At 34.6% G+C, this 6,972-nt stretch carries 6 protein-coding genes and 1 riboswitch; of the genes, 5 read left to right on the top strand and 1 reads right to left on the bottom strand.

The features are described 5' to 3' along the window. Window positions 1–814 precede the first annotated feature (814 nt). A riboswitch (TPP riboswitch) is annotated at window positions 815–915 on the top strand. A gap of 87 nt (window positions 916–1,002) precedes the next feature. After that, complete coding sequence (gene cytX, locus AC3B5S_RS08770) at window positions 1,003–2,184, top strand: putative hydroxymethylpyrimidine transporter CytX (protein ID WP_489758050.1); 1,182 nt, start codon at window positions 1,003–1,005, stop codon at window positions 2,182–2,184. A gap of 290 nt (window positions 2,185–2,474) precedes the next feature. Then, on the top strand, window positions 2,475–3,212 hold the full coding sequence (locus AC3B5S_RS08765) for a hypothetical protein (protein WP_489790409.1): 738 nt from the start codon (window positions 2,475–2,477) through the stop codon (window positions 3,210–3,212). A gap of 222 nt (window positions 3,213–3,434) precedes the next feature. On the opposite strand, the gene AC3B5S_RS08760 is transcribed toward AC3B5S_RS08765, so the two are convergent. Then, window positions 3,435–3,602, bottom strand: coding sequence for a hypothetical protein (locus AC3B5S_RS08760; RefSeq protein WP_489758048.1), 168 nt, complete (start codon window positions 3,600–3,602; stop codon window positions 3,435–3,437). A 244-nt stretch (window positions 3,603–3,846) separates the two neighbouring features. Between AC3B5S_RS08760 and AC3B5S_RS08755 the strand changes: the two genes are divergently transcribed. From AC3B5S_RS08755 to AC3B5S_RS08745, 3 genes are all read left to right on the top strand, one after another. Then, window positions 3,847–4,131 (top strand): ArsR/SmtB family transcription factor, encoded by a 285-nt coding sequence (locus AC3B5S_RS08755; RefSeq protein WP_489758047.1) that lies wholly within the window; start codon window positions 3,847–3,849, stop codon window positions 4,129–4,131. Between the two features lie 78 nt (window positions 4,132–4,209). After that, a complete protein-coding gene (locus tag AC3B5S_RS08750) occupies window positions 4,210–5,358 on the top strand; it encodes an MFS transporter (RefSeq protein WP_489769837.1) in 1,149 nt (382 codons plus the stop codon). A gap of 326 nt (window positions 5,359–5,684) precedes the next feature. Next, window positions 5,685–6,791, top strand: a complete 1,107-nt coding sequence (locus AC3B5S_RS08745) for a hypothetical protein (RefSeq protein WP_489790408.1) — start codon at window positions 5,685–5,687, stop codon at window positions 6,789–6,791. Window positions 6,792–6,972 lie beyond the last annotated feature (181 nt).

The raw sequence follows: 6,972 nt of genomic DNA, 5'->3' as shown, positions 1-6,972 counted from the left end.
TGCATTAAACATTAAGTGAAAAATACATCCAAATATATAACCGTGTTCAACGTTCAGTAAAAAAACTGATTAAGTGTTTAATAATCTAAATTTCACGTAACATATTTTTAGTTGTTATTTAAATTTTGAAATTGTATCCAATGTTATTCAGGAAGAATTTAAAAAAGGCTCTAAATAAATAATTATTTAGATGCTTATAAGTTTACCTTTTTATTTTTAAAGAAAGTATTAAATATGTTAATCATTAAACATCAGTACTATTTATTAATACAAATTATTTTCATTTCAAATTATAATTATTAAAACCAATTAGTTAATCAAATGGATTATTTTATTATAAATCGAAATAATCGAAATCTTTAAGCATTAAAAATAATAATATATCTTAAATATATAAGGCTTTGATAACAAATTATTTTGTTTAGTTAATTAGCATTTATTACTATAATGTATTTTACTTATTGTAGAAATTAGATTCCAAATATATATATATAAGTTCTTTTAAACGTAGATCTATGTAGATCTATATGGTCAAAAAATACTATTATTAAATAATAAGGCATAATAATTTAAAAAATATAGTTTTATCACCATTTAAATATTCAAATAAAGTCAGTGAACCAATTATTAATATTTAAAGTCACGTTCTTTGTTAAAAAATACATAGCAGAAGCTTCTTGCTTAATTTTCACACAGGATAAGCAAGTTGCGGATATCTATTCTTTTTCCAACATTGGTTTCATGCCCAAATACATATCAATTAAATGTTGTACTTTTTATGTAAACGTTATAAACTAGCATCTGTAAACATATAATTATCGCAAAGGGGAGCCTATCTGTGCTGAGAATGATGAAAATCAGACCCTTCGAACCTGTTTTGTTAAGACAAACGTAGGAATTGTGATCAATTGAAAGTATTCTTTTTGCGAAATTGTTGCTGAATCGTAAAAGAATACTTTTTTATTGCCACAACCAAGTATTTATTCGGAAAGTGTGTGCAAAATGCAACAAACAAAGTTGAGTAGTTTATTTTTATTGTGGCTGGGAACAGCAATCTCAATTGCTGAAATTGTTACTGGAACCTTAATGGCTCCCCTAGGATGGGGAAAAGGTATTAGTGCCATTATTATCGGGCACTTGATTGGCTGTTTTTTATTTTTATTACCTGCAGCTTATCTTTCAGCAATTAAACAACAACCAGCTATTGCCGTCACGCAAAGTATCTTTGGTAAGGCTGGAGTTGAAATTTTCTCTGGTTTAAATGCGTTACAGTTACTCGGCTGGACGGCAGTGATGATCGTCAATGCGCAATTGGCTTTAAATAGTCTGGCACAGAAGTTATTTAATTATCATAATACCGTGGTCATGGCAGTAATTGTAGCGGGATTAATTATTATTTGGCTATTATTGAACCATCAATGGCTCTTTCGAATCAATAATTTAGTAGTTATTCTCTTAGCTATCGGGATGCTTTTAGTAGCAGGAATTTTGCTGACACATTCTTTCCCTCATGCACAGCAGCTAAAACTCACTCCGATCAGTTTTGGCAGTGCGGTAGAACTCAACGTGACGATGGTCTTATCTTGGCTACCATTGATTGGTGATTATACCTATCAAGGACAGCAGCCAGTGAAGGAAAGTTTAGTGAGCGTCCTGGGTTACTTTCTCGGTAGCTGTGCCATGTTTGTCCTAGGATTATTAGCCGTTTTAAAGTCTGGACAAACTAATTTTAACCAAACCCTAGCACAAACCAATTTGGGCATCATCGCTTTATTAATTATCATCTTCGCGACCGTTACCACAACCTTTATGGATGCTTACTCTGCAGCAACCAGTTTAGATAATATCTGGCATTTAAACCATGTCAATTATTGGGCTGTTGGTATTACGATCTTAGGCTTATTAATTGCACTCAATGTTTCTTTAAAGTACTACCAAAACTTTTTAAACTTTATCGGTGCTATTTTTACGCCATTATTTGCCATTTTATTTGTCAGTGTCTTCTTAATTAAACAAAGGCTCAACTTTTTCTGGAATTTCTGGTGGTGGTTAGTGGGCGTTGTAGCATATTACTTGCTGCAAAAATTAGACTTCATTGGCGGCACTACCTTATTATTACTGGTGATCATCACCAGCGCACTGCTCATCACGGCTACTTTCAGTAAAAAGTATGATTTTAAATGATTAATGCTGTTACATTAATTAATAGTAGCATTTTTCAAAAGTAAGATTTCTATCAAATTTAATCTCAATTTTTGATTAGTTGTTGCGATATCTATTAAATTTTATTAAAAATTAATTAAATAATAGTCATTATTTGCAATCACTAGTACTGATTTATGCTATATTTAAATTAATTAATCTTTATGAACAAAGCTAAAGGAGTTGATATCATTAAAAGCCAGATCACACACTGAAAGAACCAAGTTAAGATTTCAACATAAAATTTAATTTGACAAGGATGAAAATTAAAAATGAAACTAAAGTTATCCAGTAGCAGCTTCTTACTTGCCCTAATCGGCTGTTTAATGTTAGCTGTACAACCAGTTCAAGCAAAAAACTACGTGACATCAGCTACTAATTTACAAGTTAGTTCCGGCAATACTGCAGTACCCTTATACAGTGATGCTGATTGCACGCAACCAACCGGGGCCACTTTATCAACTAAAATCAACAATTGGCAAGTCTTCGCCATTGGCCAAGCTAGTCCAGCAGCCAATGCTCAGCGCTTATCTTATAAACTAGGGGCCAAGGCCTGGGTCAAAAGTAGCGATGTCTTTTTAGGTGGTGTCGTTAAAAATCAAAAGCCAAATAACTTATTAGAAGCCTATTCTAACTACCAACGGGTACTACCAACGCCAATTTATGATTCGCCACAACTTTGGCACATTACCGGTTATTTGAATTCCAACATTGCTGATTGGAAAATCAGTAAGTATGCTAGTAACAGTGCCACCGGAAATCCCATTACGCGGGTGGACTTAGGAGCTAACCAATGGGTGGATGCCACTAATGACGTAGTGGCCGTGCGTTCGCTATATATTTTTGAAAAGGGGACTCAACTGTTTAACCAGTTTGGAACACCAACGACTAAAATCCAAGCTGACGACTTTTACAAAGTTTATGGTATTAAAAACATCAACGGACAAAATTATGTCAAATTAGGAACCAACAAACAATGGGCTAACTTAAGTGAAGCTCACACTAACTAATTATGTAAAAAACAGTCTTTATATATCAATATATCGCTTTGAATTATCAAGTTAGTATATTGATATGTAAGACTGTTTTTGGCTTTTAAAACAACTTCATTTTTAATTTGTACGAATTATAACCTTTAATATAATAAACTCCGCAATATCATCCGCACGATGATCAAAGAGTTTGTTTAAAACATCAACTGCTAATTGAGGATAAACTTTAAAAGATCCATGCTACTGATAATCGTTTTGAGCCTGCTGTTCGCCCATGGCAAAATCTGTCATTGATGCATTATTCTTGTGGGCTTTTTGTTGCTGCCAAGCCATATATGCCAATTGCACATCATCATAATTGCCAGCTTCATAGTTTCCTTTGACATAATCATAAATTTTCTTGAACATTTTTTACTTTCCTTCCGTGAACTACCTCAGCTCTATAGTAACAAATTCTTTGGTGGCAGTTTAATCATGTTCCAAAGCCAATATTAGCACATTTCAACTGAGCAGCGAGGTGATTTTTTCCCAATTCAATTACTCGTTAATCTATGCCATCAGTTTCAATTTAAAATTTGACATTTCAGCTTGATAATGTTTTAATACAAATCGTTAATTCGATATTTCCAAAAATACAAACAAGGAGTAAAAAATGAATTCTGACGAAATTAGAGTAAAAATTCTTAAAGCTTTAGCCGACGAAGGACGCTTAAAAATTATTCGAATCCTGTCTAACAGTCACCGTGAAATGACCTGTGGTGAAATTGCAGCGCATTTAAACTTAAGTGATTCCACCGTTTCATATCATTTACGAGCTATGCGGGAGGCCGGTTTAACCAAGACCCGTAAAGATGCACAAACACGTTTGATTAGCATCAACGAAGCCACCTTTGCGCAGTACTTGCCCGGATTTTTAACAACTTTGACAGACCACTAAAAAATTTTAGAGCTAATTTCGATATATTTAGAAATAGCGAATTACAACTTGATTAAATGAAACGGAAGTCTTCAATAGATGAAAAAATATGCTAGTTTATTCTTTTTAACAATGTTTTTAATTGGTACGGATACATTTTTAATTTCGCCATTATTACCTACTTTGAGCCACATTTATCATATTCCAACTGCAATTTCCGGTTGGTTAGTGAGTGCCTATGCCATTGGTTATGCAGTCTTTGCTTTAATTTCCGGCCCTATTTCTGACGGCCATGATCGCAAAAAAGTCATGTTATGGGGCTTATTAAGTTTTGCCCTCGCAACTTTACTCTGTGCGTTTGCTAACAGTTTTCCTTTAATGCTAATCTTTCGCTTTTTGGCTGGCGTCAGTGCTTCTTTTGTGACACCACAAGTTTGGGCCTCAATTCCCGTAGTGATTCCGCGAAAACAAGTAGTAAAAGTCATGGGTTACGCCACGGCAGGGATCTCTGTTGCGCAAGTCATTGGGATTCCCATTGGCAGTTATTTAGCCGCTAGTTCTTGGCACACTCCATTCTATGTTATCTCAGGAGCAGCTTTCTTGTTATTACTATTGTTATTTTTCACCTTACCCGAATTAGAAATTAAGTCCCGCCAACATCTCTCCTTTATTCAAATCTATCAACAAATTTTAACTAATCACCAAGCTCTAAGCCAATTAATCGTTTACTTAATTTTCCAAACAGGCGCGTTTACGGTCATGACCTTTGTTTCAACTTGGTTTCAGACTACCTTTCAGCTCTCTTTATCAACAATTGGTACAGCACTCTTGGTCGCTGGCCTGGGTAATTTAATTGGCTCTCTCATCAGCGATAAAATCGTTCAACATTTTGGTCTGAAAAAATCGTTCATGAGTATTGCATTACTTTTAATCATTGTAGATTTACTAACCATTACTGCCGCTAACTTTTGGTTCGCAGAAATTATTTTAATCTTAATTTATTTGTTAAACGGACTAATTTTGCCCTTATTCATGACCATGTTTCAAACTACGGTGCCCAATGCTGGCAGCACTATTTCTTCATTATCCAATTCTGCTATGTATTTAGGCGAAACCTGCGCTGGTATAATCGGGGGCCTCTTATTCAAAGCCTTTAAAAACTATCTCGGTATTGGTTTATTTGCCGCCATGATGATCATCATAGCCTTAACTATCCGTTGGGCCTTAAAATTAAGAACAGAACGTTGAGTGAAGACCTGAACATCAGCACTATTTATTTTTACTACTCAAGAAGTGTTTATAATTACGCGGGCTTCATTACTATCCGTAACCGGAATGGTAGCAGCACCTCAGCTTATAAATACAAACCGCTGAAAAGTAATGTTCGTATCTATACGAACATTTTCTTTTTACATAAATTTCTTAATTAGTCTTTATATAATCAAAAGACACATTTTAAAGCGTTTGTGCCTTTTGATTACCTTTGATAACGCTTGTAATGGTCATTATAGTATACTATTTGAACTAGCAACCTACAATCCACCAATTAAATCATGTGAAAGGATATAATAACAATGACTCAAGGAAAAACTCCATTACACTTAGCCAAAAGTACTGCAGAATACCGTTTATTAGGACAAGCAAAAAATAAAATTAATCCGTGGGAAGAGCACGTTCATTTCGACGGCTTAAAAGGATCATTTGAATGGTTTTTTACTAAAGTTGATACCACCGAAGCTAGTGTTGTGATTGGCATTACGACGGCCCCCTTTTTTCAAGGTGAGTTAGGTCTGAAACCCACTTTAGATGTGATGATTAATTTTCCTAACGGTAAAAATATTATGAAACACCTTGAATTCGATCCTGCAGACTTTTCCATTTTAAAAAATAACTCTGGGGTGGCCATTGCTCAGAATTACTACCAAAGTACTCAACTGCAACAATTTCATGCACACGCTGAAGTTGATGATCTTGTGATTGACTTAGAGGTTACACCACAAGCACCAGTCTGGCATCCTGAAACAGGACACTTTCTTTTCGGACAAGAACAAGAAAATTATTTTGGCTTTTTTGTAGTACCACCAACTCCCACAGCTCATGTAACAATTCACAGTAAAGAATTAAACCTGGATACTGATGGAACCGGCTACGTCGATCGGGGTTGGATGAATAAGCCCTTGGGGGAAATCTTAAATAACTGGAATTGGTATTACTGGAATTTCAACGAGTACACTGTGATGGCTATTAACATCACTTTTGAAAAAGAATACGGCTATCCTGAATACCCACTTTTTATGGTATATAAAAATGGTGAACTATTAGCTGGCGGGCCAGACACTCAAAATAATGAGCATTTACAATATACTGTTAATCAACAACATTACGATGCAAGTATCCAACGGAACGTGATTGATGCATTCACTTATTCCTATCATGAAGCAAACAAAAACTTTACTTTAAAAGTCCACAATGATCAACAAATCGAAGTACAAAAATGGTTTAATGTCTTACCAGGATCATTGACACAAAAGCAAGCTTCATCAGTTTGTGATGGTGCGGAAGCTCGTTTTACTGGCCGCGCAACTTTTACTTTTGAAAAGAATGGGAAAGTCATTGATCAAATCTCAATTGCTAATGGACCATTTGATGAACTGCAATATATGGGGCATCCTAAAAAATAATCCTCTGACGACCAACATATTTCTCTAAATTATACGGCTTTTTAACTGGAGCTCATCTACGCATTGTTATCTTGTTCTTATGATCCACATTGAACAGGAGACAATGCTTTTTTTATTCAAAGTACTAATCAAATGAATATTCAACGTTTTAAAATTTTCAAATTTATGCTTTTTTACAAAT

The organism is Bombilactobacillus sp. ESL1094, from assembly GCF_058107425.1.
This window is presented reverse-complemented; position numbering and strand designations above follow the sequence as displayed.

Excerpts from the sequence above, each read along its gene's own strand:
- cytX (WP_489758050.1), top strand. The coding sequence starts at position 1,003 with ATGCAACAAACAAAGTTGAGTAGTTTATTTTTATTGTGGCTGGGAACA.
- AC3B5S_RS08765 (WP_489790409.1), top strand. The coding sequence starts at position 2,475 with ATGAAACTAAAGTTATCCAGTAGCAGCTTCTTACTTGCCCTAATCGGC.
- AC3B5S_RS08760 (WP_489758048.1), bottom strand. The coding sequence starts at position 3,602 with ATGTTCAAGAAAATTTATGATTATGTCAAAGGAAACTATGAAGCTGGC.
- AC3B5S_RS08755 (WP_489758047.1), top strand. The coding sequence starts at position 3,847 with ATGAATTCTGACGAAATTAGAGTAAAAATTCTTAAAGCTTTAGCCGAC.
- AC3B5S_RS08750 (WP_489769837.1), top strand. The coding sequence starts at position 4,210 with ATGAAAAAATATGCTAGTTTATTCTTTTTAACAATGTTTTTAATTGGT.
- AC3B5S_RS08745 (WP_489790408.1), top strand. The coding sequence starts at position 5,685 with ATGACTCAAGGAAAAACTCCATTACACTTAGCCAAAAGTACTGCAGAA.